22 protein-coding genes are annotated in these 26,532 nt (G+C 72.2%); 12 read left to right on the top strand and 10 right to left on the bottom strand.

All coding sequences use genetic code 11. The features are described from left to right. The first annotated feature begins 179 nt into the window (after positions 1–179). The gene (locus ACFYM2_RS20595; RefSeq protein WP_388837878.1) at positions 180–2,294 is read left to right on the top strand and encodes a molybdopterin oxidoreductase family protein; all 2,115 of its coding nucleotides are present in this window, start codon (positions 180–182) and stop codon (positions 2,292–2,294) included. On the opposite strand, the gene ACFYM2_RS20590 is transcribed toward ACFYM2_RS20595, so the two are convergent. The 3 genes from ACFYM2_RS20590 to ACFYM2_RS20580 form a co-directional block, all read right to left on the bottom strand. After that, on the bottom strand, positions 2,248–2,736 hold the full coding sequence (locus ACFYM2_RS20590; protein WP_358999877.1) for a gamma-glutamylcyclotransferase family protein: 489 nt from the start codon (positions 2,734–2,736) through the stop codon (positions 2,248–2,250). The genes ACFYM2_RS20595 and ACFYM2_RS20590 overlap by 47 nt on opposite strands. Then, complete coding sequence (locus ACFYM2_RS20585; protein WP_388837875.1) at positions 2,733–2,918, bottom strand: hypothetical protein; 186 nt, start codon at positions 2,916–2,918, stop codon at positions 2,733–2,735. Before ACFYM2_RS20585 ends, ACFYM2_RS20590 begins: the two co-directional genes overlap by 4 nt. 132 nt (positions 2,919–3,050) lie before the next feature. After that, positions 3,051–3,707 carry an NAD(P)H-dependent oxidoreductase gene (locus ACFYM2_RS20580; protein WP_358999879.1) on the bottom strand — a complete coding sequence of 219 codons (657 nt, stop codon included), beginning with the start codon at positions 3,705–3,707 and terminating at the stop codon, positions 3,051–3,053. Positions 3,708–3,776: 69 nt separating this feature from the next. On the opposite strand from ACFYM2_RS20580, the gene ACFYM2_RS20575 reads away from it, so the two are divergent. The 3 genes from ACFYM2_RS20575 (at position 3,777) to ACFYM2_RS20565 (ending at position 6,131) form a co-directional block, all read left to right on the top strand. Next, positions 3,777–4,565: an aminotransferase class IV gene (locus ACFYM2_RS20575; RefSeq protein WP_358999882.1), complete on the top strand. Its 789-nt coding sequence runs from the start codon at positions 3,777–3,779 to the stop codon at positions 4,563–4,565. Between the two features lie 177 nt (positions 4,566–4,742). Next, entirely contained in the window at positions 4,743–5,387 is a 645-nt protein-coding gene (locus ACFYM2_RS20570) for a hypothetical protein (protein WP_388837872.1), read from the top strand. A 6-nt stretch (positions 5,388–5,393) separates the two neighbouring features. Beyond that, the gene (locus tag ACFYM2_RS20565) at positions 5,394–6,131 is read left to right on the top strand and encodes a class F sortase (RefSeq protein WP_388837869.1); all 738 of its coding nucleotides are present in this window, start codon (positions 5,394–5,396) and stop codon (positions 6,129–6,131) included. Between the two features lie 60 nt (positions 6,132–6,191). Here ACFYM2_RS20565 and ACFYM2_RS20560 read toward each other — a convergent pair whose 3' ends face one another. The 3 genes from ACFYM2_RS20560 to ACFYM2_RS20550 form a co-directional block, all read right to left on the bottom strand. Further along, positions 6,192–6,971: a TSUP family transporter gene (locus ACFYM2_RS20560; RefSeq protein WP_358999891.1), complete on the bottom strand. Its 780-nt coding sequence runs from the start codon at positions 6,969–6,971 to the stop codon at positions 6,192–6,194. Between the two features lie 67 nt (positions 6,972–7,038). Then, positions 7,039–7,695, bottom strand: a complete 657-nt coding sequence (locus ACFYM2_RS20555; protein ID WP_388837866.1) for a response regulator — start codon at positions 7,693–7,695, stop codon at positions 7,039–7,041. 23 nt (positions 7,696–7,718) lie between these two features. Then, a complete protein-coding gene (locus ACFYM2_RS20550) occupies positions 7,719–9,017 on the bottom strand; it encodes a sensor histidine kinase (protein WP_388837863.1) in 1,299 nt (432 codons plus the stop codon). Positions 9,018–9,596: 579 nt separating this feature from the next. Here ACFYM2_RS20550 and ACFYM2_RS20545 point away from each other — a divergent pair. Genes ACFYM2_RS20545 through ACFYM2_RS20530 form a run of 4 tightly spaced genes read left to right on the top strand, consistent with a single transcriptional unit; the run spans position 9,597 to position 14,608 of the window. Next, the gene (locus ACFYM2_RS20545) at positions 9,597–10,769 is read left to right on the top strand and encodes an NAD(P)/FAD-dependent oxidoreductase (RefSeq protein ID WP_388837860.1); all 1,173 of its coding nucleotides are present in this window, start codon (positions 9,597–9,599) and stop codon (positions 10,767–10,769) included. Between the two features lie 46 nt (positions 10,770–10,815). Beyond that, positions 10,816–13,284: a nitrite reductase large subunit NirB gene (nirB, locus tag ACFYM2_RS20540; protein ID WP_388838369.1), complete on the top strand. Its 2,469-nt coding sequence runs from the start codon at positions 10,816–10,818 to the stop codon at positions 13,282–13,284. Continuing rightward, entirely contained in the window at positions 13,281–13,628 is a 348-nt protein-coding gene (gene nirD / locus ACFYM2_RS20535; RefSeq protein WP_358999902.1) for a nitrite reductase small subunit NirD, read from the top strand. Before nirB ends, nirD begins: the two co-directional genes overlap by 4 nt. Positions 13,629–13,684: 56 nt before the next feature. Continuing rightward, the gene (locus ACFYM2_RS20530; protein WP_388837857.1) at positions 13,685–14,608 is read left to right on the top strand and encodes an oxidoreductase; all 924 of its coding nucleotides are present in this window, start codon (positions 13,685–13,687) and stop codon (positions 14,606–14,608) included. A gap of 63 nt (positions 14,609–14,671) precedes the next feature. On the opposite strand, the gene ACFYM2_RS20525 is transcribed toward ACFYM2_RS20530, so the two are convergent. After that, complete coding sequence (locus ACFYM2_RS20525) at positions 14,672–15,076, bottom strand: VOC family protein (protein WP_358999908.1); 405 nt, start codon at positions 15,074–15,076, stop codon at positions 14,672–14,674. Between the two features lie 207 nt (positions 15,077–15,283). On the opposite strand from ACFYM2_RS20525, the gene ACFYM2_RS20520 reads away from it, so the two are divergent. The 4 genes from ACFYM2_RS20520 to ACFYM2_RS20505 all read left to right on the top strand — a co-directional run bounded on the left by ACFYM2_RS20520 (position 15,284) and on the right by ACFYM2_RS20505 (position 20,401). Next, entirely contained in the window at positions 15,284–17,140 is a 1,857-nt protein-coding gene (locus ACFYM2_RS20520; RefSeq protein ID WP_388838366.1) for an APC family permease, read from the top strand. Positions 17,141–17,265: 125 nt separating this feature from the next. Then, entirely contained in the window at positions 17,266–18,519 is a 1,254-nt protein-coding gene (locus tag ACFYM2_RS20515) for a sugar ABC transporter substrate-binding protein (RefSeq protein ID WP_358999911.1), read from the top strand. 65 nt (positions 18,520–18,584) lie between these two features. Further along, on the top strand, positions 18,585–19,523 hold the full coding sequence (locus tag ACFYM2_RS20510) for a carbohydrate ABC transporter permease (RefSeq protein WP_388837853.1): 939 nt from the start codon (positions 18,585–18,587) through the stop codon (positions 19,521–19,523). Continuing rightward, entirely contained in the window at positions 19,520–20,401 is an 882-nt protein-coding gene (locus ACFYM2_RS20505; protein ID WP_388837850.1) for a carbohydrate ABC transporter permease, read from the top strand. Before ACFYM2_RS20510 ends, ACFYM2_RS20505 begins: the two co-directional genes overlap by 4 nt. Here ACFYM2_RS20505 and ACFYM2_RS20500 read toward each other — a convergent pair. The 3 genes from ACFYM2_RS20500 to dusB all read right to left on the bottom strand — a co-directional run bounded on the left by ACFYM2_RS20500 (position 20,359) and on the right by dusB (position 26,279). Further along, on the bottom strand, positions 20,359–21,390 hold the full coding sequence (locus ACFYM2_RS20500) for a helix-turn-helix domain-containing protein (RefSeq protein ID WP_358999916.1): 1,032 nt from the start codon (positions 21,388–21,390) through the stop codon (positions 20,359–20,361). The genes ACFYM2_RS20505 and ACFYM2_RS20500 overlap by 43 nt on opposite strands. A gap of 556 nt (positions 21,391–21,946) precedes the next feature. Further along, positions 21,947–24,682 carry a pyruvate, phosphate dikinase gene (gene ppdK / locus ACFYM2_RS20495; RefSeq protein ID WP_358999919.1) on the bottom strand — a complete coding sequence of 912 codons (2,736 nt, stop codon included), beginning with the start codon at positions 24,680–24,682 and terminating at the stop codon, positions 21,947–21,949. Positions 24,683–25,133: 451 nt separating this feature from the next. Further along, positions 25,134–26,279: a tRNA dihydrouridine synthase DusB gene (gene dusB / locus ACFYM2_RS20490; RefSeq protein ID WP_358999922.1), complete on the bottom strand. Its 1,146-nt coding sequence runs from the start codon at positions 26,277–26,279 to the stop codon at positions 25,134–25,136. Positions 26,280–26,532: the final 253 nt, after the last annotated feature.

Genomic DNA, 26,532 nt, shown 5'->3' with positions numbered 1-26,532 from the left:
CAGCCCAGCGGGGGCCCGGGGGCGGCGGGGGCCCGGGCGCGGCGGGGGCCCGGCCCTGCCGGGTCACGTTCCGATGGCGACCGCCTCACCGCGCGCCGGCCGCCGCGATGAGGCCGTCGCAGCGGGCGCGTAACCGGCGGGCGGCGCCGGGCGTAACACGCCTCGCGCAGCGTGGGGGCATGCCCACCGAAGCCCCCGCGCCCCCGCCCGTCACCGCCACCCACTGCCCGTACTGCTCCCTCCAGTGCGGCATGGGGCTGCGGGCCGCGAGCGGCGCGCCCGGCGGCCTCGAAGTGGTCCCGCGCGACTTCCCCGTGAACCGGGGCGCCCTGTGCGGCAAGGGCAGCTCCGCGCCCGCCCTCCTCGACCCAAGGCTGCGCCTGACCGAGCCGCTGATCCGCAGCGCCGCCACCGGACGGCTCGAACCGGCCACCTGGGACGCGGCGCTGGCCCTGGTGGCCGCGCGGCTCGGCGCGGTCGGCGAGGAGCACGGCCCGGACGCGGTCGGGGTGTTCGGGGGCGGCGGCCTGACCAACGAGAAGGCGTACGCGCTCGGAAAGTTCGCCCGCGTGGTGCTCAAGACCTCCACCATCGACTACAACGGGCGGTTCTGCATGTCGTCGGCGGCCGCCGCCCATCAGCGGGCGTTCGGCGTGGACCGGGGGCTGCCGTTCCCGCTCCAGGACGTGGCGCGGACCGGCTGTGTGATCCTGGCGGGCTCGAACCTGGCCGAGACCATGCCGCCCGCCGTGCGCCATCTGCGCGAACTGCGCGAGAACGGCGGCAAGTTGATCGTGGTGGATCCCCGCAGGACCAGGACGGCCGAGCAGGCAGATCTGCATCTGGCGCCGCGCCCGGGCACCGACCTCGCGCTCGCCCTTGGCCTGCTGCACCTGGTGGTGGCCCAGGGGCGCACCGACGAGGCGTTCATAGCGCGGCGGACCACGGGCTGGGAGGCGGCGCGCACGGCGGTGATGGCGCACTGGCCGGAGCTGGTGGAGAAGATCACCGGGGTGCCGGTGCCCCAACTGCGGGCGGCCGTCGGCCTGTTCTGCAACGCGCCGGACGGCATGGTGCTGACCGCGCGCGGCGCCGAGCAGCACGCCACCGGCACCGACACGGTGGGCGCCTGGATCAACTTCTGTCTCGCGACCGGACGGGCGGGCCGGCCCTTGTCCGGATACGGCTGCCTCACCGGCCAGGGCAACGGCCAGGGCGGCCGCGAACACGGCCAGAAAGCCGACCAGTTGCCCGGCTACCGCAAACTGACCGACCCCCGGGCCCGCGCCCACGTGGCCGGAGTGTGGGGAGTGCCCGCGGACTCGCTGCCCGGGCCGGGGCCCAGCGCGTACGAACTCCTCGACGCGCTCGGCGGCGAGGTGCGGGCGCTGCTCGTGATGGGCTCGAACCCGGTGATCTCGGCGCCGCGCGCGGCCCACATCGAAGGCAGGCTGCGCGCGCTGGACTTTTTGGCCGTCGCGGACGTGGTGCTCTCGGAGACCGCCGAACTCGCGGACGTGGTGCTGCCGGTGACGCAGTGGGCGGAGGAGACCGGCACGATGACCAACCTGGAGGGCCGGGTGCTGCTGCGCCGGGCCGCCCTCGCCCCACCGGACGGCGTGCGCGGCGACCTCTCTGTCCTCAACTCCCTTGCAAAGCTCCTGAGTTGCGAGGAGACGGCGAGGAAGTTCCCCGCCGACCCCGAGACGGTGTTCCAGGAGCTGCGCCGGGCGTCGGCGGGCGGCGCGGCCGACTACGCGGGCATCAGCTACCGCCGCATCGAGGCCGAGGACGGCGTGTTCTGGCCCTGCCCCGACGAGGACCACCCGGGCACGCCCCGGCTCTTCCTCGAACGGTTCGCGACGGACCACGGGCGGGCCAGGTTCGTCGAGGTCACCCACCGGGGCCCCGAGGAGGAGCCCGACGCCGAGTATCCGCTGGTGCTCACCACCGGGCGCGTGCTCGCACAGTACCAGTCGGGCGCGCAGACCCGGCGCGTCCCCGAACTCGACGCGGCGGCGCCGGGCGCCTTCGTGGAGCTGCACCCCCTGCTCGCCGGCCGGATCGGGGTGGCCGACGGCGACGCGGTGACGGTGACCTCCCGGCGCGGGCACGCCACCGCCCCGGCCCGCGTCACCGCCGCGATCCGCTCCGACACCGTGTTCATGCCGTTCCACTGGCCGGGCGAGGGCCGGGCCAACAACCTCACCAACCCCGCGCTCGACCCGGTGTCCAAGATGCCCGAGTTCAAGGCGTGCGCGGTACGGGTGGAGCGGGCGGGGCCGGCCGCCTGAGCCAGTCGCCGCCGGGGATCGCGGTGCCGCCCGCGCGCAGCTCACGGGCGAGGCGGGGCGCCGCGAGATAGACCCAGGACCACACGGCGCGCCCCTCGACGGCCACCTCGCGCGCCACCCGGTCGTAGACGTTACGGGGGTCCCCGGCCCCGAAGTACTCCTCCAACTCATCCAGCGCGCCCAGGAGTTGCGGGTAGTCGGCGGGGGCGATCTCGACGAGAGTGCCGGTGACCGCAGGGACCCCGGGCCCGGCCGCGCCGCCTTCGAGCGCGGCGTGCGCCAGGGCGTACGGGTAGCCGGGCCCGTCGTACAGGACCGCACCGGCCAGCAGCGCCGGTCGCTCCGCGACCGTACGGCCACGCAGGAACCGCCGGTGGTAGCGCTCACCGGGGCGCAGCGTGCCGTACACGAAGAAGGGGAGCGCGGGCTCGTCGCGGCTCATCGCTCGGCCGGGTCGGCCGGGTCGGGCAACTCAGTCGACTCGGTCGGCTCGATGGAGGTGAGGGGCCCCGCGATCTGGGCGCGGGCCGCGAGGCGGGTCTGCACCGCGCCACGGGCCGGCGCCGCCGCCTTGTCCTGGCTGTCGGTGGTGGTGTGCACGGTCAGCGTCTGGGCCGTCGTCACGGCGTCCTCCCTCGGTGGTGGGCCCGGGCCCGGCCGGGACGGCGAGCGCCACCCCGGCCCGGGCGTGGACCCCGATCCTGCCGGACGCGCCGGGCCGGGCGCCACGTCACCGGCGCCGCCTCGCCACCGCCGTCAGGCGGCGTACGGGCGGACCTGCTTGGCGTCGCGCAGCGCGAGCGCCCACCAGGTCACCTGGTCGAGCATCTTCTTGACGGCCGCGTCCGCCTGCGAGGGCTCGCGGTGCTCGCCCTCCTCGTCGAACAGGCCGTGCACGTGCTGGAAGCTGACCCCGTCCCGCACGGTGACGGCGTGCAGCTCGGCGAAGACCTGCCGCAGCTGCTCGACGGCGCGCAGACCGCCGGAGACCCCGCCGTACGAGACGAAGCCGACCGGCTTGGCCTGCCACTGCGTGTAGTGCCAGTCGATGAGGTTCTTCAAGGGGGCGGGGAAGGAGTGGTTGTACTCGGGGGTGATCACGACGAAGGCGTCGGCGTCGGCCAACTTAGGCGAGGTGACGGCGAGTTGGGCGGCAACGGCGGGCGAGGGGTTGTGGGAGAGGGTGGTCGGCAGTTCGGTCTCGGCGAGGTCGAGCACGTCGATGGCCAGGCCCTGGTGTTCGCGGGCCCGGGCCAGGAACCACTCGGCGACGACCGGCGCGAAGCGGCCCTCGCGGTTGGAGGCGATGACGACGGCGAGCCGAAGAGGAGCCTGCTCGGCGCCGGTGGTGGCGCCGGTGGCGGTGTCGATGGCGGTGTCCGTGGCGGTGGTGATGTCCGTGGTGATGTCCATGGCGAGAAGGATTCAACCTCAAGCCCAGTTGAGGTCAAGCCCGGGCGTCGGCGAACTATGTTGAGGCGCATGACACTTCCGTACGTCGAGATCGACGGCCGTCCCGCGAACGCCGAGAACCTGCTCGTTCCCGCGCTGACCGGCGGCTACGGGCACTACACCGCCATGCAGGTGCGCGACGCGGGCGTGCGCGGTCTCGCCCACCATCTGACCCGTCTCGACCGGGCCAACCGCGAGCTGTTCGGCCCGGCTCTCGACGGCGGCCGGATCCGCGCGCTGGTGGCCGGGGCCCTGGACGCGGCGGGCACGCGGGACGCGGCCGTACGGGTCTACGTGTACGGGCCCGAGGACGCGCCCACCGTGATGGTCGTCGTGAACGAGCCCGTCGACATGCCCTCCGGCGCCCAGTCGCTGCTGTCCGTGCCCTACGAGCGGCCGGTCGCCCACCTCAAGCACCTCGGCGGGTTCGCGCAGGCCTACTACGGCCGCCTCGCCCGCCGCCAGGGCTTCACCGACGCCCTCCTGACCGGCCCCGGTGGCGTGATCGCGGAGGGCGCGGTCACCAACATCGCCTTCTGGGACGGGACTTCGGTGGTCTGGCCCGACCGTCCCGCGCTGCCCGGCGTCACCCGGGCCGTACTCGAACCCCGCCTGGCGGACCACGGCCTGAAGTCGACCCGCCGTGAGGTGACCCTGGCGGGCCTTGCCGCGTACAGCGCGGCCTTCGTCACGAACGCGCGCGGCATCGCCCCGGTGGGGCGCGTCGACGAGCGGGAGTTCGCGGTGGACGCGGAGCTGATGAAGGTGGTGTGGCGAGCGTTCGAGGAAACCCCTTGGGACCCGATCCACCCGGGGTGACCCACACCGCACGGCGGCGGGGGCGAGGGCGGGGCGCTGCGGGGGGCCCGGCGGGCCGGGACACCGGTAACTCGTACGGCCCCGGGTCTCACCCTTTTGTCCCCCGTCGGCGGGCGCCGGGGCCGGGGTGGCTCTTAGGTCGTAGGCAGTAGCTTCTGCCTCGCCCACGGAGGACCCATGCGTGCTGCCCGACTCCTGACGAGCGCCCTGCTGGCGGGCGCCGCCGTGCTGGGCCCGGCGGGTGCGCTCGCGTACGCCGACGCCGAGCCCGGCGGACCGCCGGATCCCGGGGCGACGAGCGCGTCCCCGGGCGCGACGGTGGCCGGGCGCTCCACCGCCTGCGGATCGGCGCGCTGCGCGAACGCCAAGAACGCCAAGAACGCCGAAAACACCAGAAACATCAAAAACACAGAGACCGCCGAGACGCGCCCCGAGGTCAACGCCAGCGGCGATCAGCCGGGCCGCGACACGCCGTGGGACCCGGACAACCAGGGGACCCGCGACAAACCGTGGGACGTCAAGGACCGCACGGGACGCGACAAACCGTGGGACGTCAAGGACCGACCGCCGGGTCACGACAAACCCTGGGACGTCAAGGACTCCCCCGGTCACGACAAGTCCTGGGACGTCAAGGATCAGCCGGGGCGCGTCAAGCCGTGGGAGGGCGACGAGCCACGGGGTCATGTCAGAACCGGGGTCGGCGGCAGCGTCCGCCCCGACACCACCGAGATCGCGGTGGGCGCGGCGGTACTGGCCGCGGCCGCCGTGGGCGGCACCTGGCTGCTGCGTCGCCGGGCGAGCGGCGCGCAGGGCCGGGGCTGACCGCCCTTGTCGACCGGGGGCGTCCGGCGCGACGCGGGCTGGCTGGTGGTGATCGCCGCGTTCGCCGGGATCTGGCTGATCGAGCGAGGACTGGAGACCGTGGAGCCGCCCCGGCCCGCCAGGGCCGAGGCGTTCGCGGCGGGACCGGCGGGAGCTGGGGGCAGGGGAGCGGCCCGCGACGGGATCGCGGCTGATCCCAGGAGCGGGTCCGCCGTGCGGGCCGGGACCGAACTCCCGCCCCCCGACGGCCTCCCGCCCGCCGAACCCGTACGGGTCAAGATCCCGGCGATCGGCGTGGACGCACCCGTGACGCGGCTCGGCCTCGGCGCCGACCGCACCCTGGACGTGCCGCCGCCGGGCAGCACGAACATGGCGGGCTGGTACAAGGACGGCACGCCGCCGGGCACCCGGGGCACGTCCGTGATGGCGGGCCACGTCGACGACGCGCGCGGTCCCGCCGTCTTCTACGCGCTGGGCGCGCTGAAGAAGGGCAGCCGGGTCGAGGTGACCCGCGCCGACGGACTGACGGCGGTGTTCGACGTCGACGCGGTCGAGGTGTACGAGAACGAGGCGTTCCCGGACGCCAAGGTGTACGGCGCCGCGCCCCGCCCGGAGCTGCGCCTGATCACCTGCGGCGGCGGCTTCTCCCCGGGGACCGGCTACCGGGGCAACGTGGTCGCCTTCGCCCACCTGACCGGCGTGCTCCGCCCACCCGCCCACGCGGGTCCGGAACGCGCCCTCTGACCGAACGGACCCCGCGCCGGGCGGGGTTGGCTCAGCTCAGCGCCGCGCCCCGCGCCGCCCTCACGCGTTCCACTGGTCGAAGGCCAGCTTCGCGACCAGGGAGAAGACGACCACCAGCAGCACACCCCGGACGAACTCGCTGCCCCTGCTCAGTGCCATCCGCGCGCCGATCATGCCGCCCGCCAGATTGAACACCGCCATGATCGCGGCCAGTTGCCACAGCACGTTGCCCTGGTAGGCGAACATCGCGAGCGCGCCCGCGTTGGTGCAGACGTTCACGATCTTGGCGGTGGCGCTCGCCGTCACCAGGTCGAGGTGGAGCACGGCCGTGAGGGCGAGGACCAGGAACGTACCGGTCCCGGGGCCGAAGAGCCCGTCGTAGAGGCCGATGCCGCCGCCGACGAGCACGACCGCCGTCACGGCGCGGGCCCGGGTGACAGGCCGCCCGCCGGCCGCCGTCCCGAACGCGGGCTTGAACATCACGAACGCCGCCACCCCCAGCAGCACGACCAGAATCACCGGCCGCAACACCGCGCTGCTGATACCGGCCGCGAAGAACGCCCCGGTCATGGAGCCCGCGAGCGCCGCGAGCCCGATCCGCACCGCGGACTTCACCTGAACGGGCGCCTTGCGCACATACGTCACGGCCGCACCGGAGGTGCCCACGATGGCAACGGCCTTGTTGGTGCCCAGGATGTGCGCCGCCGGAACGTGCGGCAGGCCCAGCAGCAGCGCGGGCAGCATGAGCAGTCCGCCCCCGCCGACCACCGCGTCGATCCAGCCGGCCGCTCCGGCGGCGAGACAGAGCACGATGAGCATGGTCAGTGATATGTCGGGCACAGCGCGACTTTAAGGAGCGCAGCCGGCGTGCGTCCATTACTTTCGGCATCCTTGAGCCGGATCTGAGCTACGGCGACACGGACCGGTCCAGATACCGCAGCACCGCCAGCACCCGACGGTGTCCCGAGTCCGACGGCGGCAGATCCAGTTTGGTGAAGATGTTCGCGATGTGTTTCTCCACCGCCCGCTCCGACACCCCGAACGACGTCGCGATGGCATGGTTGGTGCGTCCCTCCGCCATCAGCCCGAGCACATCCCGCTCGCGCGGCGTCAGCGCGTCCAGCGCCGCCGCCCGCCGGCTCGCGCCGAACAACTGGGCCACCACCTCCGGGTCCAGCGCGGTGCCACCCGCCGCCACCCGCTCCAGGGCGTTGACGAACTCCCCGATGTCCACGACCCGTTCCTTCAGCAGATAGCCCACACCGGCCCCTCCGTCGCCGATGAGCTGCGCCGCGTACTTGGTCTCCACATACTGCGAGAAGATCAGCACGCCGGTGCCGGGCGCCGTGCGGCGGATCTCCACGGCCGCCCTGAGTCCTTCGTCGGTCTGCGTCGGCGGCAGCCGGATGTCCACCACCGCCGCGTCCGGGCGGTGTTCGGCGACCGCGGCGAGCAGCGCCGACGCGTCCGCCACGGCGGCCGCCACCTCCACCCCGCGCAACTCCAGGAGCTGGACGAGTCCGTCGCGCAGGATCGAGGAGTCCTCGGCGATGACAACGCGCATGAATCGACCCGTTCCGTTCTCACTCATTTGAAGGGCAGCAACACGCTCACCACCGTAGGCCCTCCCGGTGGACTGTTGCAGGTCAGCGATCCATCCACGGTCCGCACCCGGGCCCGCAGCCCCGCCAGGCCACTGCCCGCGCCGACCACCGCTCCCCCACGTCCGTCGTCCTCGACGGTGAGCAGCAGCATCCGCGCCGCGCCGACCACCGTGACCTCCACCGCCGAAGCCCCGCTGTGCTTGGCCGCGTTGGCCAGCAGTTCGGCCGCGCAGAAGTAGGCGATGGACTCGACCGCGGGGCTCGGCCGGCCCTCGATCCCGCACCTCACCCGCACCGGCAGGGCGCTGTCCGCCGCGAGGGTGGCAAGCGCCGTGTCCAAGCCCTGGTCGAGCACCGGCGGGTGGATGCCCTTCACCAGGTGCCGCAGATCGGCGACCGCCTGCTTGGCATTGCCCTGGGCGGTCTCCACGACCCGCAGGATCCGGTCCTGATCGGCGCCTGCCATCACCAGTTCACGGATCATCGTGAGGTGCATGCCGAGACCCACCAGGCGGGCCTGGGTGCCGTCGTGGAGATCGCGTTCGATGCGGCGCAGCGTCGCCGCCGCGTCGTCCACGGCCTGCGCCCGGGTCTCCTCCAGGGTCTGGATGCGCTGGTCCGTCCGGTCGGGCCCGAGCAGCGCGGTGAGCAGCATCCGGTGCGGGGCCAGAGCGTGACGGACCAGCCACGGCGCCGCGTACAGAAGCAGCAGGCCGAGGACGAATGGGGCCAGCCGCTGCGGCCAGCTGTCCAACTCCACTCCTCCCACCTCCATTCCCACCCGCCGCATGGAACCGTCGCCTTCCGTGATCGTGAAGTAGTCCCAGCGCTTGAGCAGCGGATACAGACTCAGGAGCGCTCCCTGCACGAAGCCGACGCACACCGCGAGCAGCGGCAGCAGCGCCGTCAGCGGCGCGACCAGGGCGCAGCCCACCGCCCGCCATCCGTGCCGTCCCCCCAGCACCGAGCGCCGCCAGTCGAACGCCCCCGACGTCTCCGCGCGGGGCGGCGGATCGATCTCGATGCCCAACAGGGCGCGCATCAGGCGTCGTTGAATGTCTCCGAGAGCCAGCGCCCCCCGGACGCCTATGGCGAGAAGCCAGAGCCCCGGCGTCGTCCACGACAGGACCGCGCCGGCCAGCAGGACACCGACGACAGCGAACCAGCCGGCCAGGGTGAGCGGCAGCGCGATCAGCGAGTACAGGGCGGCCCGCGCGATCGTGCCCAGCCGCTCCCGCCGGTAGGGGAACTCCAGGGACCGCGCGAGGTGGGGACGGTGCATGAGCACAACCTAAGCCGCTCGGTCAGAGCTGGCGGATCACCGGTATGGGCAGCCATGTCCGAGCCCGGAACGGCTCCTGGGGTATCCCCTTCCAGTCCGGGCCCCGGCCTCCCGCGCGCCGGGCGTGGTGGGCCGGCTGGGCGTGCTGGGCCGGCTGAGCGTGCTGGGCCAACCGGGCGTGGTGGGCCGACTGGAGTCGCTGGGCGTGCTGAGGGTGCCGATCGGAGCGCGGTGCGTCCGGGACAGCCGCCCCGGCGCCCGGCGGCGCGGCGCGAGGCGCGCCGGTGGCCGTGACGGCGCGCGGTGTCCGATGGGCGGGGCTGTGCGTGCCCGGCCGGGCCGGTGGGAGTGCGGAATGCCGCTGGTCGAGGTCCATGCGTCAAGGCTCCCGCCCCGGGCCCGCCCTTTCGATCGTGCCAGCACGGATCTTGCAGGTTCGGTTTACCCCACCCCCAGCCACCACCCCTCGCCTCACCCCCCGTCCCCTCACACCCCTCCCCCCGCCCCGCTGAGCTCAAGGTTCCCCGCCGGTAATCGGCGGGATGCGGCCGGGAAACAGCCGCCGCGCACGCTGGGCACATGAGTACGGACATCGTGGTGATCGGCGGCGGCACAGCGGGTGCCCGCCTGGCCCGGCATGTCCCGGTGACCGTCATCGGGGAGGAGACCCACGCACCGTACAACCGGGTGCTCCTCGCCGAGGTGCTGGCCGGACGGTACGGGCCCGAGGTGACGGCCCTGCCCCCGGTACCGGTGCGGCGGGGCGTGCGGGCGGTGCGCATCGACCGCGCGGCCCGGGTGGTGCACTGCGACGACGGCCGCGCCGTCCCCTATGGCCGGCTCGTGCTCGCGACCGGCTCCAACCCGGTCCTGCCCCCGCTGAGAGGCCTTCGCGAGGGCCGCCTCCCCGACGGCGTGCACCCCTTCCGCACTCTCGACGACGCGCTCGCGCTGCGCGAACGAGCCCGGGCCGGCGCCCGCGCGGTCGTCATCGGCGGCGGCCTGCTGGGGGTGATGGCGGCGCGGGCGCTCGCCGAACGCGGGACGCAGGTCGTCCTGGCCCAGCAGGGCGCGCGCCTGATGGAGCGTCAACTCGACGCGCAGGCCTCGTCATTGGTGCGGGCGCACCTCGAAGTCCTCGGCGTCGAGGTGCACACCGAGTGCCGGGTGCGCGGGCTCACCGGGCCGGCCGGCACCGACGTCGAGCTCGCCGACGGCTTCGTGCTCGGCGCCGAACTCGTCGTCCTCGCCACCGGCGTGCGCCCCAGGACCGGGCTGGCGCGCGACGCCGGGCTCGACGTCCGCCAGGGCGTCGTCGTCGACGACGAACTGCGTACGTCCGACCCCTTCATCCACGCCGTCGGCGACTGCGCCGAGCACCGGGGCACGGTGTACGGGCGGGCTGGCGCGGCGCTCGAACAGGCCGACACGCTGGGCGCGTTGCTCGCCACCGGACGCGGTTCCTACCCCGGCACCCGGGGCCTGACCCGGCTCACCCTCGGCGGCCCGCGCCCCCTCGACCTGGCCGCGTTCGGGGAACCCACGCCCCGCCCCGGCGACGACGTGGCCCATCTCGCGGACGCCACCCGGGGCGCCTACCGCAAGGTCGTCGTGCGCGGCGACCGCCTGGTGGGGGGCGTACTCCTCGGCGACCTCGGCGCGGTCGGGACGCTCGCGCGCGCCTGGGAGGGCGACGAGCCGCTGCCCGACGCGTCCCTGCTCCATCTGCTCACCCACGACGGAGGTTCCTGACGTGCCCACCGAACACCTTCCCACCCTCGTGGTCGTCGGCCACGGCATGGTCGGCCAGCGCTTCCTGGAGGCCCTGGCCGAGCGCGGCGCGACCGCGCGGACCCGGGTGGTCGTGCTGTGCGAGGAGCCCCGCCCGGCCTACGACCGCGTCCACCTCACCTCCTACTTCGAGGGCCGCACGCCCGACGAACTCAGCCTGGTCCCCGACGGATTCCTCGGCGAACACGGCATCGAGCTGTACGTGGACGACCCGGCCGCCTCCATCGACCGGGCGGCGCGCACCGTCACCGCCCGCTCGGGCCGCACCTTCGCCTACGACACGCTCGTCCTGGCGACCGGCTCCTACCCGTTCGTGCCGCCCGTGCCCGGCAAGGACATCCCCGGCTGCTTCGTCTACCGCACGATCGAGGACCTGCTCGCCATCGAGGCGTACGCGAAGACCGCGACGACCGGCGCGGTGGTGGGCGGCGGGCTGCTCGGTCTCGAGGCGGCCGGCGCGCTGCGCGGGCTGGGCCTGGACACCCACATCGTGGAGTTCGCGCCCCGGCTGATGCCGGTCCAGGTCGACGAGGGCGGCGGCGCCGCGCTGCTGCGCACCATCGAGAACATGGGCCTCACCGTGCACACCGGTGTGGGGACCCAGGAGATCACCGCCGACGATGAGGGACGCGTCAGCGGGATGACACTTTCTGACAGCTCTCATCTGTCAACCGATCTCGTGGTCTTCTCCGCCGGCGTCCGCCCCCGCGACCAGCTGGCCCGCGCCTGCGGCCTCACGGTCGGCGAGCGCGGCGGCGTCGTCGTCGACGAGCAGTGCCGCACCAGCGACCCGGCCGTCTTCGCGATCGGCGAGTGCGCGCTGGCCGCCGACGGCCGGGTCTACGGCCTGGTCGCGCCCGGCTACGACATGGCGCAGACCGCCGCCGACACCATCGCCGCCACCGCCCGCCGCGCCTTCACCGGCGCCGACCTGTCGACCAAACTGAAGCTGCTCGGCGTCGACGTGGCGTCCTTCGGCGACGCGCACGGCGCCGCGCCGGGCTGCCTCGACGTCGTCTACTCCGATTCCCGCTCCGGCGTCTACAAGAAGCTCGTCATGTCGGCGGATGGCGCCCTGCTCGGCGGCGTCCTGGTCGGCGACGCCGACGCGTACGGCATGCTGCGCCCACTCACCGGGCACGTGCCGCCCGTCGCCCCCGAGCAGCTGGTCCTGCCCGCCGGGCTCGGCGCGCCGGCCGCGCTCGGCCCCGAGTCGCTGCCCGACGACGCGGTCATCTGCTCCTGCCACAACGTCACCAAGGGAGCGATCACCGCCTGCGCCTCGCTGCCCGAGGTCAAGAAGTGCACCAAAGCCGGTACGGGCTGCGGCAGTTGCGTCAAGACCATCGGGCAGCTGCTGCAGAAGTCCGGTGACGACGGGCTCTGCGCCTGCTTCGCCCAGAGCCGCCAGGAGCTGTACGAGATCGCGCTCGCGCTGCGTCTGACGACCTTCACCGAACTGCTCGACGGGCACGGGCGCGCCGGGGCGCGCGGCGGCGAGGGATGCGATATCTGCAAGCCGACCGTCGCCTCGATCCTGGCCGCCCTCGGCAACGGGCACATCCTGGACGGCGAACAGGCCGCGCTCCAGGACACCAACGACCACTTCCTGGCCAACTTGCAGCGCAACGGCTCCTACTCGGTCGTGCCGCGCATTCCCGGCGGCGAGATCACCCCGGACAAGCTCATCGCGATCGGCGAGGTGGCCCGGGACTTCGGCCTGTACACCAAGATCACGGGCGGCCAGCGCATCGACCTGTTCGGCGCCCGGGTCGACCAACTTCCCCTCATCTGGGCCCGGTTGGTGGACGCCGGCTTCGAGTCCGGGCACGCGTACGGCAAGTCGCTGCGTACGGTCAAGTCGTGTGTCGGCCAGAGCTGGTGCCGCTACGGCGTGCAGGACTCGGTGCGGATGGCGATCGACCTGGAGCTGCGCTACCGGGGGCTGCGCTCGCCGCACAAGCTGAAGTCCGCGGTCTCGGGCTGCGCCCGCGAGTGCGCCGAGGCCCAATCCAAGGACTTCGGTGTGATCGCCACGGCCAACGGCTGGAACCTGTACGTCGGCGGCAACGGCGGCGCGAGCCCACGCCACGCCGACCTGTTGGCCCAGGACCTGACAGATGACGAACTTGTCCGTCTGATCGACAGATTCCTGATGTTCTACATCCGCACCGCCGACCGCCTGGAGCGCACCTCGGTGTGGCTGGAGCGCATCGAGGGCGGCCTCGCCCACGTCAGGGACGTGGTGGTGAACGACTCGCTCGGCATCTGCGCCGAACTGGAGTCCCTGATGGCCGCGCATGTGGCCGGCTACCGCGACGAGTGGGCGGGGACCCTGGACGACCCCGAACGGCTCGCCCGCTTCGTCTCGTTCGTGAACGCGCCCGGCGCGCCCGACCCCTCGGTCCGCTTCGTCGCCGAACGCGACCAGATCAAACCCGAACTGCCCCTCCTCACCCTGGGAGCCACCCGATGACCATGGTCCATCTCCAGCTGGAAGAAGGCTGGTTCGCGGTGTGCGAGGCCGCACGGCTCACTCCCGGGCGCGGGGTGGCCGCGCTGCTGCCCGACGGCCGCCAGGCCGCCGTCTTCACCGACCGGCACGGCCGTACCTACGCCATCGACAACCGCGATCCGGTCACCGGCGCCTACGTCCTGTCGCGCGGGCTGCTCGGCTCCACGCCGCAGGGCCGCCCCTATGTCGCGTCCCCGCTCCTCAAACACCGCTTCGACCTGGAGACCGGCGCCTGCCTCGACGACGAGGCGCACGCCGTGCGGACGTATGCGACCGAGCGTTCCGGCACGGCCGCCTCCGCCTGACCGGCGGGGTCTCACCCGCCCCCGCCCACCCGCATACCGAGCGGTACGGTGGCGGTATGACTGGTGGCTGGAACGCTCAGGACATCCCCGATCAGAGCGGCCGCACGGCCGTGGTCACCGGGGCGAACAGCGGCATAGGTCTCGTCACGGCGCGCGAGCTCGCCCGTCGCGGCGCGCGGGTGGTGCTCGCCTGCCGCAGCCAGGAGCGGGGGCGGGCGGCCGAGGAGCACATCCGCCGCGAAGTCCCCGGCGCGCGGGCGGAGTTTCGCCGGCTCGACCTCGCCGATCTCGCCTCGGTGCGGGAGTTCGCCGCCGCGCTGCCCGGCTCCCGGCTCGATCTGCTCATCAACAACGCGGGCGTGATGGCGCTCCCCCACGGCCGCACCGCCGACGGCTTCGAGACGCAGTTCGGGGTCAACCACCTGGGCCACTTCGCGCTCACCGGGCTGCTCCTGCCCCGGCTGCGGGCGGCCGGGGCGGCCCGCGTGGTGAGCGTGTCGAGCGGCCTGCACGTGCTGTCCACCATCGACATCCGTGACCTCAACAGTGAGCGGCGCTACCGGCGTTGGATCGCCTACGGGCGCTCCAAGTCCGCCAACCTGCTCTTCGTCCACGAACTCGCGCGGCGGCTCGGCGCGGCGAACTCCCCCGTGGTCGCGGCGGCCGCGCACCCCGGTTACACCGACACCAACCTCCAGACGCGGGCCGTGCGCATGGAGGGCCGCGGGGCCGCCGAGCGGATCGTCAAGCTCGGCAACCGCCTGGTGGCCCAGCCCGCCGAGACCGGCGCGCTGCCCACCTTGTACGCGGCGACCGCGCCCGGGGTGCGGCCCGACTCGTTCACCGGGCCGTCCCTGATGGGGTTGCGCGGCGCGCCCGGCCCGTCCTGGCGGGCGCCCTGGACCCGCGACGACGACGCCGGTGAACTGCTGTGGGCGGCCTCCCAGCGGCTCACCGGCGTCACCTACGAGGCGCTGTGACGTACGGGACGGGCGGCCCGGACCGTGCGCTGCTCCGGCGGCTCGGGGCGGCCCGGGCGGCTCTCAGGCGTTGACCGCGGCCGGGTCCATGTACATGACCTCCCAGTGGTGGCCGTCGGGGTCCAGGAAGGAGCGGCCGTACATCGGGCCCTGCTCCATGGTGTCGTTGGCGGGCGAGCCGCCGCCGGCCAGGGCGGTGTCGACGAGGCGGTCCACCTCCTGGCGGCTGTCCGCGCTCAGGCAGACGATCGACTCGACCGTCGTCGCGGTGTCGGCGATCTCCCGCTGGGTGAACCCCTTGAAGAACGGCTCGGTCAGGAGCATGGCGTAGATGGTGTCGCTGATGACCAGGCAGCCCGCGTTCTCGTCGGTGAACTGGGGGTTGAAGGAGTAGCCCAGCTTGCCGAAGAACTCCTTCGAGCGCTCCAGGTCCTTCACCGGCAGATTGACGAAGATCATGGTGGGCATGGTGTGCTCCCTCGTGGGTGGTGTCGGCTGTACGAGGGGTAGACGGCAAGCCGCGCGAAAACTCATCGCCCCGCCGGGTTTGTTTTTCCGTCCGCCGCGAAGAGCGGCCGCCAAGAGCGCGTATGGATGCGTGTTCCGCGCGACAGGGGGGCGCCAAGGGCGCCCGGCGGGTGCCCGAGCGGCCCGCACGCTGGGTCCATGCTCACCATGTCGAAGGCCGTCGCCCAGGGCGCGGCCCCCGGACAGCGCCCCCGCGGGGGCGACCGGCACCGGCTCACCGCCACGCAGGGGCTCGCCGCGCTCGCCCTGGACGCGCTGGCGTCGGTGGCGTACGGGCCCGAGGCCATCGTCCTGGTCCTGGCCGCCGCCGGCGGAAACGGGCTCGGTTTCACGCTGCCCGTGACGCTCGCCATCGCCGCGCTGCTCGCGGTGCTCGTCGCCTCCTACCGGCAGGTCATCGCGGCCTTCCCGGACGGCGGCGGCTCCTACGCGGTGGCCCGCAGGCACCTGGGGACCCGCGCGAGCCTGGTCGCGGCGGCCTGCCTGATCCTGGACTACGTCTTGAACGTGGCGGTCTCCGTCACCGCCGGGGTGGCCGCCCTGACGTCGGCGTTCCCTGGCCTGTACGGACACCGGCTCGCGCTGTGCCTGGCCGCCCTGGCGCTGGTCACCGCCGTCAATCTGCGGGGCGTGGTGGAGTCCGCGAAGCTGTTCGTCGTGCCCAGCGCCGTCTTCGTCGCCGCGATCGGGGCGATCGTGGTGGTGGGCCTGTTCCGGGCGGCGCCCGCGTCCACGTACACCGCCGACGGCCACACCTCCGTCCTCGCGGGCAACGCGACCGGGGTCGGCGCGCTGCTGCTGCTCAAGGCCTTCGCTTCGGGCTGTTCCGCGCTGACGGGCGTGGAGGCCGTCGCCAACGCGGTGCCCTCCTTCCGCGCCCCCGCCGCCCGGCGCGCCCAGCGCACCGAGGTGGCGCTCGGCGCACTGCTCGGGGCCATGCTGATCGGTCTCGCGGTGCTGATCGGCCGCTTCCACCTCCAGCCGGCCGAAGGCGTCACCGTCCTGGCCCAGCTCGCGGACGCCTCCCTCGGCCACACCTGGGCGTTCTACGTCGTGCAGTTCGCCACCGTCGTGCTGCTCGCGCTGGCCGCCAACACCTCCTTCGGCGGGCTGCCCCTGCTGATGTCGCTGCTGGCCCGGGACCACTATCTGCCGCACGTGTTCGCCCTCAAGGCCGACCGGCAGGTGCACCGGCACGGTGTGCTGGCGCTGGCCGCCGTCTCCGCGGTGCTCCTGGTGTTCTCCGGCGGCGACACCAACACGCTGGTCCCGCTCTTCGCCATCGGTGTCTTCGTCGGCTTCACGATCTGCCAGGGCGGCATGGTGGTCCACTGGTGCCGCGAGGGCGCACCCGGCCGGTCCCGCAAGGTCCTGCTCAACGGTTTCGGCGCGGCCCTGACCGGTGTCGCGGCGGTCGTGGTCACCGCCACCAAGTTCACCGACGGCGCCTGGCTGATCGTCGTCGCGCTGCCGCTGCTGGTGCTCGTCCTGGAGGCGGTCCACCGCGCGTACGGGCGGATCGCCGAACGCCTGGATCTGGGCCGCCTGCCCGAACCGCCCTGCCGCGACCGGTCGTTGGTGATCGTGCCGGTGTCGCACCTGTCCCGGCTGACCCGCGAGGCCCTGAACGCGGCGGTCTCGCTGGGCGATGAGGTGCGGGCGGTGACCGTCAGCCACCTCGACGAGGAGGACCGGCCCCAAGCACAGGCGCTGCGCCGGGACTGGGAGCGGTGGAGTCCGGGCGTCGAGCTGGTCGAGCTGGCCTGCGAACACCGGGGTCTTGGCCGTCCGGTCGCCGCCTATGTGCGCCGCGTCCACACCTACCATCCGCGCACCCGTGTCACCGTCCTCATCCCGGAGGTGGAGCCCGCGCACATCTGGCAGCGGGTGCTCCAGAACCAGCGCGGCGCGGTCCTGGCGCACGCGGTGCGCAGGGACACCGACGCGGTGATCTGCCGGCTGCGCCTGCGGCTCGGAGCGCCGCCCGCGCGCCGGGAGGCCTGAGCGCCGGGCGACGCGGCGGCGGCCCGGCGCGGGCCGACACATCCTGGCAATACCCCTGTCGTAATCCCCCTGCATGGTTGATCGTTGAGCCGTACAGCCACATGACGAACAGGGGGGCGCCCGCCATGACGATCAGCCGCCGGACACTGCTCGGCACCGGGGCCGCACTCGGCCTGCTCACCGCCTGCGGCTCCAACACCGGCCGCGACCAGGGAAGTTCGCCGGGCGGGGGTGTCACGCTCAGCCAGTGGTACCACCAGTACGGCGAGCCCGGCACCGAGGCCGCGGTGCGTCGCTACGCGGCCGCCTACGGCAAGGCGAAGGTCACCGTGCAGTGGCGCCCCGGCAATTACGACCAGCAGACCGCGGCCGCCCTGCTCACCGACTCCGGTCCGGACGTCTTCGAGGTCAACGGGCCGACCCTGGACCAGATCAGGGGCGGCCAGGTCACCGATCTGAGCGCGCTGCTCGATGGCGTGCGCGACGACTTCAACCCGGCCGTGCTCGCGCCGAAGACGTACGACGGCAGAATCTGGGGCGTCCCCCAGGTGATCGACACGCAGTTCCTCTACTACCGCAAGAGCCTGCTGGCCGCGGCAGGCGTCCAGCCGCCCGCCACCCTCGACCAACTCGTGGACGCCGCCAAGGCGTTGACGCGGAACAAGGTCAAGGGGCTTTTCCTCGGCAACGACGGCGGGGCGGGCGTCCTTGGCGGTACGCCGCTGTACGCGGCCGGCCTCAGCCTGGTCACCGACGACGGCCGGCCCGGCTTCGACGACCCGGCGGCGGCCCGTACGCTCGGCAAGCTGCGCCAGCTGTACGCCGACAAGTCGCTGCTGCTCGGCGCGCCGTCCGACTGGTCGGACCCGGCCGCCTTCACCCAGGGCCTCACCGCGATGCAGTGGTCGGGCCTGTGGGCGCTGCCCGCCGTGCGCCAGGCGCTCGGGGACGACTTCGGGGTGCTGCCGTTCCCCAAGGACGGCCCGGCCGGCAAACCGTCGGTACCGGTGGGCGCGTACGCCGCCGCGGTGTCGGCCCGCTCGAAGCACCAGGCCGAGGCGAAGGCGTATGTGAAGTGGCTGTGGGTCGAACGCGCCGACTACCAGGAGGACTTCGCGCTGAGCTACGGTTTCCACATTCCCGCGCGGCTCTCGCTCGCCAAGAAGGCGGCCAAGCTGCGCGAGGGGGCCGCCGCCGACGCCGTCACGTTCGTGACCGACCACGGCTACGCGCAGCCGCTGCTGTGGACGCCGACGCTCCAGAGCGCCTACCAGGACGCGCTGAACCGGATCATCAAGGACGGGGCGAGCCCTGACAGTGAGCTGAAATCTGTCATCCGTCAAACCAATGACGAACTTCAGCGAATGAAGAAGCACTGACAGCGATGCGACGCCCCTCTATGTCACGCCCCCCGACGCCACGCCCCTCGACGCCACGCCCTGCGATGCGGCGCCCCGCGCCGCGCCCCTCCCCCGCGCGCCGCCGCTCCGGCGACACCCTCTGGTTCTGGATCTTCGTCGGCCCCTTCGCCGCCGGCCTGGCCCTGTTCACCTACGTCCCGCTCCTGTGGAGCGTCTACCTCAGCTTCTTCGACGCCCACAACACCGTCTCACCGACCGACTTCGTGGGCCTGGACAACTACGCCGCGATGCTGCGCGACGACGCGTTCACCTCCAGCCTCGCCACTTTCGCGGTGTTCTCGCTCTTCATCGTGCCGGCGACCTACGCCCTCGCGCTGGGGCTCGCGCTGATGGTGAACCGGATCCGCCGCTTCCAGGCGTTCTTCCGCTCGGTCTTCTTCCTGCCCGCCGCCTGTTCGTATGTGGTGGCCGCCCTGATCTGGAAGATGTCGATCTTCAGCGGGGTACGGTTCGGCCTGGCGAACACGGTGCTCGGCTGGTTCGGCGCCGATCAGACCGCCTGGCTCTCCACGACGCATCCGCCCTGGTACTGGCTGGTCATCGTGACCGTACGGCTGTGGCTCCAGGCCGGTTTCTACATGATCCTCTTCCTCGCGGGGCTCCAGCGCGTCAGCCCGCGCCTGTACGAGGCGGCCGCCGTGGACGGCGCGCGGCCGGGCTGGCAGGTGTTCCGGCACATCACCTTCCCGCAGCTGCGCACCACCTCCGTCGCGGTGGTCCTGCTCCTGGTGATCAACGCCTTCCAGGCCTTCGACGAGTTCTACAACCTGCTCTCCGACGCGCGCGGTTATCCGCCCTATGCCCGCCCGCCGCTGGTCTACCTCTACTACACGGCGCTCGGCCAGGGCCAGAACCTGGGGATGGGCAGCGCGGGCGCGGTGATCCTCGCCCTGATCATCGCGGTGGTGACGGTGTTCCAGGCGCGGTGGTTCGGCCTGGGCAGGAAGGAGACGGACGCGTGAGGACACCGGTCAGGAGGACACCGGTCAAGGGGGGCGGGCGCCCCGAGGACGCCCTGGTGCGGGCGGGGCGCGCGCTGCGCGCGGTGGTCCTGGTGGCGCTCGCGCTGCTCTTCTTGATCCCCTTCTATCTGCTGGTGCGCAACGGTCTGGCGGCCGAGCAGGACATCACCTCGCCCGGGTGGACGTTCTTCCCCTCCACGCTGCACTGGTCGAACGTGCGGGAGCTCTTCGACGATCCGGCGGTGCCGATGGCGCGCTCGCTGCTCAACTCGGCGCTGATCGCGGTGGCGACGACGCTCGGCACGCTGCTGCTGGCCTCCCTGGCGGGGTACGGGCTCGCGCGCATCCCGTACCGGTTCGCGGGCCAGGTCTTCTACGCGGTGATCGGCACGCTGATGGTTCCGGCGGCGGTCACGTTCGTACCAAGTTTCGTTCTTGTTTCGTCGCTCGGATGGGTGTCCAGCTTGCGCGGTCTGATCGTCCCCACGCTGTTCTCGGGGTTCGCGTGCTTCGTCTTCCGCCAGTTCTTCACGGGATTTCCACGCGAGTTGGAGGACGCGGCGCGCGTGGACGGTCTTGGCTATTGGCGGACGTACTGGCGGATCGTCGTGCCCAATGCGCGTCCGGTGTTCGCGGCCGTCGGCACCATTGTGTTCATCGGTGCCTGGAATTCCTTTCTGTGGCCGCTGGTCATCGGGCAGGACCGGCAGGCATGGACGGTGCAGGTGGCCCTGTCGACCTTCACGACCGCCCAAGTGGTCCATCTGCACGAGCTGTTCGTGGCGGCGGCCGTCTCCATCGTCCCGCTGGTCGTGGTCTTCCTGCTGCTCCAGCGCTACATCGTGGCGGGCGTGGAGCGTTCGGGGATCGAGGACTGAAGCCGGCGCGGCGCGGCCGGCGCGCCGCCGGACAGGAGCGCGGAGCCGAGGGGGGTGAGCGTGTGCAGGACGGAGTTGCCGTGCCGCAGCGTGACCAGGAGGCCGGCGTCGCGCAGGACGCCGGCGTGCTGGCTCGCCGAGGCGAGCGAGACGCCGGCCCGGCGGGCGAGTTCACTGGTGGTGCAGCCGTTGCCGATGGCGTGCAGCACGCTGGAGCGGGTGTGGCCGACGAGCCGGCCGAGCGAGGTGCCGCGGTCGGGGGCGGGCGGGGATTCGTAGGGCGCCTGGGTGTGGGTGACCGGGTAGACGAGCACGGGCGGCAGCTTGGGGTTGTGGAGCGCGACGGGGGTGCGGCGGCAGAAGTAGGACGGCTGGAGCAGCAGCCCGCGTCCGTTCAGGTGGAGGTCGCGCTCCACGGGGTAGTCCGCCTCCAGGACGGGGGCGCGCCAGCGCAGCATCGGCGGCAGCGAGGCGAGGAGTTCGCCGGCGCCGCCGTTCAGCAGGGCGCGGCCCCGGGCGGCGCGGTCGGCGTCCACCCGGGTCTGTATGTGGGCCCAGTACGGGGAGACGGCCGAGCGGTGGTAGTCCGCCAACGCCTCGGTGAGGCGGGCGAGTTGGCCGGGGCCGCCGTCGGCGAGGCGGGCCGCCCAGCCGGTGGTGGGGCGGCCGCCGGGCAGCCGGGAGAGTTCCGCGTTCAGGCGCTCAAGGCCGGTCTCCCGAATGCGTTCGAGGCCGGCGTCGAGGGAATGGGGGCCCTGGGGCGGGGTGAGGAAGTCGGGGAAATATCCCCGGCAGGGCACGACTGCGGAGAGCAATCGTGTTTTCCCGCTGAGCCGCCCACGAGTTTCCTGTCGCCATTGACCGAATACGGAAGCGCCCCGCCGGTCCCTTAAGCGGTGAAAGCTGAGAATCGTTTCCCACAGCGTGTCAGGACCCGGCGCCATACGGAGCCGGGCCAGATCCTCGCCGGTGAAATGAATGCGCAGCACCGAAATCCCACCTGTCCAGTGTGTTGCAACCTGTTGCGTTGTGTTGCATCCGCAATTGATCCCCCGATCGACTCGACTGAGTATGCCTCCCGTCACTGCCCGTGACCACGGGCCTTTCAGCCACAGTTGAAAGGCCTCGCGGAAGGGGCACCGGGGACGAAAAGCTGTACCTCGTCGGGCACGACACCGAGCCGACCGGAAAGATTCTGCGAAGACCGTGGGGGGCTTCGCGGGCTCTGGCGGCGGTGGGCGTAGGTGGCGGCTCCGTGCTCGGCGTGGTTGACAGAGTGCGGTTCACGGGTGGGGATCCGTGAACCGCACTCTGCATTTCCGGCCACCTCCCCGTTAAATGTCCGCCATTCAACCGGAATTAAGCGCTCGCACACCCGCTTCGGGTGGCGCGCGGGCATCGGACGAACGCTTACCCGGGGCGGACACACCGCGGACGCACGCGAAAGGGGCAGCACCCCCGCACAGGGTTGCTGCCCCTTCTTGTGACCGCGGCCGCCGCCGGATCGGTGGTGAGGGTCGGGGACCCGGCGGCGGCCGCGGGGTCTCAGCGCGAGTCGCTGCCCTTGTCCCCGGCGCCGGGCACGGCGGCCGCGCGGCCCGCTTCCAGGCGGGCGACGGGGATGCGGAAGGGCGAGCAGGACACGTAGTCCAGGCCCACCTCGTGGAAGAAGTGCACCGACTCGGGGTCGCCGCCGTGCTCGCCGCAGACGCCGAGCTTGAGGTCGGGGCGGGTGGCGCGGCCGGCCTGGACGGCGGAGCGCACCAGCGCGCCGACGCCGTCCTTGTCGATGGTCTCGAACGGCGAGACCCCGAAGATGCCCTTCTCCAGGTAGGCGGTGAAGAAGCTGGCCTCGACGTCGTCGCGGGAGAAGCCCCACACCGTCTGGGTCAGGTCGTTGGTGCCGAAGCTGAAGAACTGGGCGGCCTCGGCGATCTGACCCGCCGTCAGGGCGGCTCGGGGCAGCTCGATCATGGTGCCGATGGTCAGCTTGAGTTCGGTGCCGGTGGCGGCCTCGACCTCGGCGATGACCTGGTCGGCCTCCTCGCGGACGATCTCCAGCTCCTGGACGGTGCCCACCAGCGGGATCATGATCTCGGCGCGCGGGTCGCCCTTGGCGCTCTTGCGCTCGGCGGCCGCCTCGGCGATCGCCCGTACCTGCATGGCGAACAGGCCCGGGATGACCAGACCCAGGCGTACGCCGCGCAGGCCCAGCATCGGGTTCTGCTCGTGCAGCTTGTGCACGGCCTGGAGCAGGCGCAGATCGTTCTCGTTGGCGTCCTTGCGGGACTCCGCGAGCGCGACGCGCACCGACAACTCGGTGATGTCGGGCAGGAATTCGTGCAGCGGCGGGTCGAGGAGGCGCACGGTGACGGGGAGTCCGTCCATCGCCTCGAAGAGCTCGACGAAGTCCTTCTTCTGGAGCGGCAGCAAGGCACTGAGTGCCGTCTCGCGCTCGTCGTCGGTGTCGGCGAGGATCAGCTTCTCGACCATCTCGCGCCGCTCACCGAGGAACATGTGCTCGGTGCGGCACAGGCCGATGCCCTGGGCGCCGAAGCGCCGGGCGCGCAGGGCGTCCTCGGCGTTGTCGGCGTTGGCCCGCACGCGCAGGCGGCGTACGCGGTCGGCGTAGGCCATGACACGGTGCACGGCGCCCACCAGTTCGTCGGCGTCGTCGGCACCGGCGTGCATGCGGCCCTCGAAGTACTCCACGACCGGCGAGGGCACGACGGGCACCTCGCCGAGGTAGACCTTGCCGGTGGAGCCGTCGATGGAGACGACGTCGCCCTCTTCGATGACGGTGCCGGCCTGCGTGGTCATGCGGCGGCGCTTGGTGTCGACCTCCAGCTCCTCGGCGCCGCAGACGCACGTCTTGCCCATGCCCCGGGCGACGACGGCTGCGTGGGAGGTCTTGCCGCCGCGCGAGGTCAGGATGCCCTCGGAGGCGATCATGCCGTCGAGGTCGTCGGGGTTGGTCTCGCGGCGGATCAGGATGACCTTCTCGCCCGAGCGCGACCACTTGACGGCGGTGTAGGAGTCGAAGACGGCCTTGCCGACGGCGGCGCCCGGCGAGGCGGCGATGCCCCGGCCGATCAGGTCGCTCTTGGCGTCCTCGTCGAAGCGCGGGAACATCAGCTGGGCGAGCTGGGCGCCGTTGACGCGTTGCAGCGCCTCGGCCTCGTCGATGAGCCCCTGGTCCACGAGCTGGGTGGCGATGCGGAAGGCGGCGCCCGCGGTGCGCTTGCCGACGCGGGTCTGGAGCATCCACAGCTGGCCGCGCTCGATGGTGAACTCGATGTCGCAGAGATCCTTGTAGTGGGTCTCCAGGGTCTCCATGATCCCCATGAGCTGGTCGTAGGACTTCTTGTCGATGCCCTCGAGGTCGGCGAGCGCGACGGTGTTGCGGATGCCGGCGACGACGTCCTCGCCCTGCGCGTTCTGGAGGTAGTCGCCGTACACGCCCTGGTGGCCGGAGGCGGGGTCGCGGGTGAAGGCGACGCCGGTGCCGGAGTCGGGGCCGAGGTTGCCGAAGACCATGGAGCAGATGTTGACGGCCGTGCCGAGGTCGCCGGGGATGCGCTCCTGGCGGCGGTAGAGCTTGGCGCGGTCGGTGTTCCACGACTCGAAGACCGAGCAGATCGCGAGGTCCATCTGCTCGCGCGGGTCCTGCGGGAAGTCGCGTCCGGCCTCCGCCTTGACGATCTTCTTGAAGTGCTTGACGAGCTTCTTCAGGTCGCTCGCGTCGAGGTCGGTGTCAATGGTGACCTTCTTGGCGGCCTTGGCCTCCTCAAGGGCTTCCTCGAAGAGCTCGCCGTCGACGCCGAGGACGGTCTTGCCGAACATCTGGATGAGGCGGCGGTAGGAGTCCCAGGCGAAGCGCTCGTCGCCGGACTGCTTGGCGAGGCCGGCCACCGACTTGTCGGAAAGACCGATGTTGAGGACGGTGTCCATCATGCCGGGCATGGAGAACTTGGCGCCGGAGCGGACGGAGACGAGCAGCGGGTCGTCGGCCTGGCCGAGCTTCTTGCCCATCGTCTGCTGGAGGGTGTCCAGGTGCGCGGTGACCTCGTCGCGCAGCTCGGCGGGCTCCTCACCGCTGTCGAGGTAGACCTTGCACGCCTCGGTGGTGATCGTGAACCCGGGCGGGACCGGGAGGCCGAGGTTGGTCATCTCGGCGAGGTTCGCGCCCTTGCCGCCGAGAAGGTCCTTGAGGTCCCTGTTTCCCTCGGTGAAGTCGTAGACGAACTTCTGGGTGTGCTGGAGGTCTTTGTCTTCCGACACGGGTCTCGACTCCTCGAATCCGCGGTGGCTGCCCTGACGGCGAGGAACATACCCAGATCGAAGGTGTCTGGGTACGTCCACTTGCGCGTCACGGGGTCGTAACCACCCGTCCGCCACCAGATCGAAAGTGACTGGCGCGTAATGGGTAGGTCAGGCACTTCTTCAACACTTGAAGACGAAGTCTCGGGAAAACCGCACATGTGCGCCCATCGGAGCGGATGACTCCGCAAGTGAGTTCATGAGGTGAACGCAGAAGGGGTGGCACTGAGTGCCACCCCTTTCAGAGATGCAGCCACGCGGAAAGCGCTCATCTGAGCGCAACCCCTATCAGGGGTGGCGAGAATCACGCGCTCGATCGAGCGGGATTTCGGCCCTCGGACGGCTCGGCGGGACGATCCGGTGCGGCCCGGACCGGATCGGACCGGCTCCTACCGGCCCGGACCGGCCCGGATCAGCCGCCGGAGGTGTCGAGCTCGGCTTCCATCGTGATGCCGGAGCAGTCGTAGGGGTCCTTCAGCCAGCCGTCCGGCAGGACGACCCGGTTGTTTCCGGACGTTCTGCCGCGCGGGCCGTCGGCGCCGTCCGGCCACGACTGGTCCAGGTCCAGCTCGCTCAACTGAGCGGCCAGTTCGTCCAGGGAGGAGGTCACCGCGAGGGACTTGCGCAGCGTCGAACCGACCGCGAACCCCTTCAGATACCAGGCGACGTGCTTGCGGAAGTCGATCACACCGCGCTTCTCGTCGCCGATCCACTCCCCCAGCAGCGTGGCGTGGCGCAGCATCACCTCGGAGACGGCGCGCAGGGTGGGGCGCGCGAAGGAGTCGGTGCCCTCGAAGGCGGCCACCAGGTCGCCGAAGAGCCAGGGGCGCCCCAGGCATCCTCGGCCCACCACGACGCCGTCGCAGCCGGTCTCCTTGACCATGCGCAGCGCGTCCTCGGCGGACCAGATGTCGCCGTTGCCGAGCACGGGGATCTCCGGGACGTGCTCCTTGAGGCGGGCGATGGCCTCCCAGTCGGCGGTGCCGCCGTAGTGCTGGGCGGCGGTGCGGCCGTGCAGGGCGATCGCGGTGACGCCCTCCTCGACGGCGATCCGTCCGGCGTCGAGATAGGTGATGTGGTCCTCGTCGATGCCCTTGCGCATCTTCATGGTGACCGGCAGGTCCCCCGCGTTGGACACCGCCTCGTGCAGGATCGCGCGCAGCAGCGGCCGCTTGTAGGGCAGGGCGGAGCCGCCGCCCTTGCGCGTCACCTTGGGCACGGGGCAGCCGAAGTTGAGGTCGATGTGGTCGGCCAGGTCCTCGTCCACGATCATCCGGACGGCCTTGCCGACGGTGACCGGGTCCACTCCGTACAGCTGGATCGAGCGCGGGGTCTCGCTCGCGTCGAAGTGGATGAGCTGCATGGTCTTCTCGTTGCGCTCGACCAGCGCCCGCGTCGTGATCATCTCGCTGACGAACAGGCCCTTGCCGCCGGAGAACTCACGGCACAGGGTGCGGAACGGGGCGTTGGTGATGCCGGCCATGGGTGCGAGCACCACGGGCGGCTGCACGGTGTGCGGGCCGATGGAGAGCGTGGTCATCTGTTCATTGTCGCGCATGGCGGGCGTGTGCCTGCGGGGCCTGTGGACAACGCGGGTGTGGGGGGCCGTGAGGGTACCGCCGGTGCCGGGGCGGGCGGGCCGGGGTTGCCGGGCCCGGGTTGCCGGGCCGGGGTTGCCGATACCAGGACCGGGCCGGGTGGTGGGGGGCGGGGCCGCCCCCCCCCGCCCCCCCCCCCCGCCCGCCCCGGGGCGCGGGTGACACAGAAACCAACCACCACCCCCCCCCCCCCCCCCCCCCCCCCCCCCCCCC

The sequence above is a fragment of the Streptomyces sp. NPDC006711 genome, assembly GCF_042869775.1.
In the GTDB taxonomy this organism is placed as follows: Bacteria; Actinomycetota; Actinomycetes; order Streptomycetales; family Streptomycetaceae; genus Streptomyces.
Note: the sequence above shows the minus strand (reverse complement) of the source record. Positions and strands in the feature narration are given on the sequence as shown.

Coding starts and splice junctions, on each gene's coding strand:
- ACFYM2_RS20545 (WP_388837860.1), top strand. CDS start 9,597: ATGAGTACGGACATCGTGGTGATCGGCGGCGGCACAGCGGGTGCCCGC.
- ACFYM2_RS20580 (WP_358999879.1), bottom strand. CDS start 3,707: ATGGACATCACCACGGACATCACCACCGCCACGGACACCGCCATCGAC.
- ACFYM2_RS20550 (WP_388837863.1), bottom strand. CDS start 9,017: ATGCACCGTCCCCACCTCGCGCGGTCCCTGGAGTTCCCCTACCGGCGG.
- ACFYM2_RS20530 (WP_388837857.1), top strand. CDS start 13,685: ATGACTGGTGGCTGGAACGCTCAGGACATCCCCGATCAGAGCGGCCGC.
- ACFYM2_RS20515 (WP_358999911.1), top strand. CDS start 17,266: ATGACGATCAGCCGCCGGACACTGCTCGGCACCGGGGCCGCACTCGGC.
- ACFYM2_RS20595 (WP_388837878.1), top strand. CDS start 180: ATGCCCACCGAAGCCCCCGCGCCCCCGCCCGTCACCGCCACCCACTGC.
- ACFYM2_RS20590 (WP_358999877.1), bottom strand. CDS start 2,736: ATGAGCCGCGACGAGCCCGCGCTCCCCTTCTTCGTGTACGGCACGCTG.
- dusB (WP_358999922.1), bottom strand. CDS start 26,279: ATGCGCGACAATGAACAGATGACCACGCTCTCCATCGGCCCGCACACC.
- ACFYM2_RS20520 (WP_388838366.1), top strand. CDS start 15,284: ATGTCGAAGGCCGTCGCCCAGGGCGCGGCCCCCGGACAGCGCCCCCGC.
- nirD (WP_358999902.1), top strand. CDS start 13,281: ATGACCATGGTCCATCTCCAGCTGGAAGAAGGCTGGTTCGCGGTGTGC.
- ACFYM2_RS20525 (WP_358999908.1), bottom strand. CDS start 15,076: ATGCCCACCATGATCTTCGTCAATCTGCCGGTGAAGGACCTGGAGCGC.
- ACFYM2_RS20575 (WP_358999882.1), top strand. CDS start 3,777: ATGACACTTCCGTACGTCGAGATCGACGGCCGTCCCGCGAACGCCGAG.
- ACFYM2_RS20510 (WP_388837853.1), top strand. CDS start 18,585: ATGCGGCGCCCCGCGCCGCGCCCCTCCCCCGCGCGCCGCCGCTCCGGC.
- nirB (WP_388838369.1), top strand. CDS start 10,816: ATGGTCGGCCAGCGCTTCCTGGAGGCCCTGGCCGAGCGCGGCGCGACC.
- ACFYM2_RS20570 (WP_388837872.1), top strand. CDS start 4,743: ATGCGTGCTGCCCGACTCCTGACGAGCGCCCTGCTGGCGGGCGCCGCC.
- ACFYM2_RS20555 (WP_388837866.1), bottom strand. CDS start 7,695: ATGCGCGTTGTCATCGCCGAGGACTCCTCGATCCTGCGCGACGGACTC.